This is a genomic window from Brachyspira sp., assembly GCF_050873525.1.
Taxonomy (GTDB): domain Bacteria; phylum Spirochaetota; class Brachyspiria; order Brachyspirales; family Brachyspiraceae; genus Brachyspira.
Map to the genome: position 1 here is coordinate 1 of NZ_JBNMIZ010000270.1, position 3,015 is coordinate 3,015.

The following is a 3,015-nucleotide window of genomic DNA, read 5'->3' on the forward strand; positions in this document are numbered from 1 at the left end:
AATATTCAAAAATTTTCAATTAAAAGTTTTAAATTAAAAATCAAATATTAATCCGTATTCGGTTAGTTCATTATCGGACTATTTTAACAAATATTTATTTTTTTGTCAACGATTAAAATTTTGAAAATAATAAATTTTAAATTATTATACCGCTAGAATGAAAGCGGTTATTATGATTATTTTTAAATATTTATCTAAAACTTATTTTATCGCTTCAATGCATCTGCTACACAATTCTTTATGTTCTTCGTTCGTTCCGACTGATTCATAATGTCCCCAGCAGCGAACGCATTTTTCATGTTCCGCTTTGCTCGTTTTTACAAATGAAATATTTCCTTCTATAAAAGAATCGTCTTTTTTATCTTCGACTGTCACTTTGCTTACGATAAATATTTCGTTTAAGTATTTATTGTATTTTATTAATAAATCTTTAACCGCAGAATCTTTCGGAGATATATTGACATAAGCCTCTAAAGATTTGCCGATTGTATTATTGTCTCTCGCTCTTTCAAGCGACAATAAAACATCGTCTCTCACTTTAAGAATAGTTTCCCATTCTTTTTCAAGTCCCAAATCAATATATTCTTCTTTTACTTTAGTCCATAATTCCAAATGAACCGAAGAGGATTTTTTATAATGTCCCCAAATTTCGTCCATAGTGAAAGGTAAGAAAGGAGCGATTACTCTAACCAAAACATCCAAAATTTCCGTCAAAACCGTTTGAGCGCTTCTTCGGGCTAAAGAATCTTTTTTATCGCAGTATAATCTGTCTTTTATTATATCCAAATAAGTCGCGGAAAGTTCGACTACGCAGTAATTTATAAGTTTTTGATAAAATACATGAAACTCATAATTGTCGCAGGATTTTTCCGCCGATTTAAGAAAACTATATAAACGAGATAAAGCGTATCTGTCAACGGGCAAAAGTTTTTCTACTACAACTTTATCTTTTTCAAAATCGAAATCATATAAATTGCCGAGCAAATATCTGAAAGTGTTTCTTATTTTTCTATAATTGTCGGCTATCGCTTTCATCATATTATCGCCAACTCTCGCGTTATGCGTAAAATCTTCGCTTATGCACCAAAGTCGCAATATATCCGCTCCGTATTTGTCGATTACATCCAAAGGAGAAACTACATTTCCAGCGCTTTTATGCATCGCTTTTCCGTTTTCGTCCAATGTCCATCCATGCGTTATCAATTCTTTATATGGAGGAATTCCTCTTATAGCCATTGAGGGCCAGATTGCCGCTTGAAACCATCCTCTATACTGGTCGCCTCCTTCCAAATATATTTCAACTGGAAAATTTCCTTCCAAATCTTTATTAGTTTTTTGAGAAGCGAAAGAAGAAACTCCAGAATCGAACCAAACATCGAGTATATCTTCTTCTTTTCCAAATTCATCGCATCCGCATTCGCATTTAGTTCCAGATGGAAGCAAATCTTTTGGTTCTAATTCAAACCATACATCCATTCCTTTAGTTTTTACAATTTCTGCAAAATGTTTTGTCGACTCTGCCGTTAATAAAGTTTTTCCGCATTTTTTACAATAGAAAGCTGGAATCGGAACTCCCCATGAACGCTGACGAGACAAACACCAATCGGGACGATTATCAAGCATTTTTTTCATTCTATCATGTCCCCAAACTGGATACCATTTTATATTTTCAAGCGATTTAACAGTTCGCTCGTCAATATTATCATGCTTCATATTCATAAACCACTGGTCTGTCGCTCTGAATATCAAAGGATTTTTACATCGCCAGCAAATTGGATAACTATGGCTTACATCTTCTTTATAAAATAGTCTTCCGTTATTTTTTAAGATTTCTATTATTTTAGGATTAGCATCCGTTACTCTAACGCCTTCCATTTCTTTAAAATCGCTCGTGTATCTTCCTTCTCTGTCTACAGGAGAGTAAATTTCCAAATTATAATTTAAGCCCGTTTGATAGTCTTCCAAACCATGTCCCGGCGCCGTGTGGACAATTCCCGTTCCAGCTGTGGCTTCGACATAATCTGCAAATACTACCGCTGATTTTTTTCCATTTATAAACGGATGTTCTATTTCCAGTTTTTCTATATCGTCCAAAGATATTGGAATTATCTCGCGTCCTTCCAAACTTAAATTATTTTTTGATAAAACCGTTTCGATTAAACTCGTCGTCATTATCGCGTATCTGTCGTCTATTTTAACCGCCGCATATTCTAAACTTTTATTGAAAGCGCAAGCCATATTTGACGGCAAAGTCCAAGGAGTCGTAGTCCATATCATAACATCGACATTGCCGTTAAGTTTATCGTTTATTTTATTTAAAACGGGAAACCTGACATAAATGCTGTTCGATACATGATTTTCATCGTATTCTATTTCCGCCGCCGCCAAAGCCGTTTCGCAATGAATACACCAATGAATAGTTCTCAAGCCTTTAAATATATATCCTCTCTCCACAAGCTGCGAAAATACCGATACTATTTCCGATTCGTATTCGGGCGACATGGTAAGATAAGGATTTTCCCAATCTCCCATTACTCCGAGTCTTTTAAATTGTTTTCTTTGAATATCGATATATTTTTGAGCGTAGGCTCTGCATTTTTTTCGCATTATAAATTTGGAAGTTTCTTTATATTTATCTCCCAAACTTTCCTGCACTTTTAATTCTATCGGCATTCCATGACAATCCCATCCAGGAACATAAGGAGAGTCAAAACCTCTTGCCGATTTATATCTTATAATAATATCTTTAATTATTTTATTTAAAGCCGTTCCTATATGAATATCGCCGTTAGCGTAAGGCGGACCGTCATGCAAAATACATTTAGGAGCTTCCTTTCTTAATTCTCTTAATTTTTGATAAATTTTTTCTTCTTCCCATTTTTTTATTATTTTTGGTTCTTTTTCTTTCAAACCCGCTTTCATTGGAAAATCGGTTTTTGGTAAATTTATTGTGGAACTATAATCCATTTTTTCGCTCCGTTTAATAATTTTAATTTTAACGATAAACTATACTAT

Annotated in this window: 1 protein-coding gene; it reads right to left on the reverse strand. The window is 33.9% G+C overall.

The features are described 5' to 3' along the window. Positions 1-201: 201 nt before the first annotated feature. Entirely contained in the window at positions 202-2,967 is a 2,766-nt protein-coding gene (ileS, locus tag ACR0QS_RS12400) for an isoleucine--tRNA ligase (RefSeq protein ID WP_432633764.1), read from the reverse strand. Between the last annotated feature and the right edge of the window lie 48 nt (positions 2,968-3,015).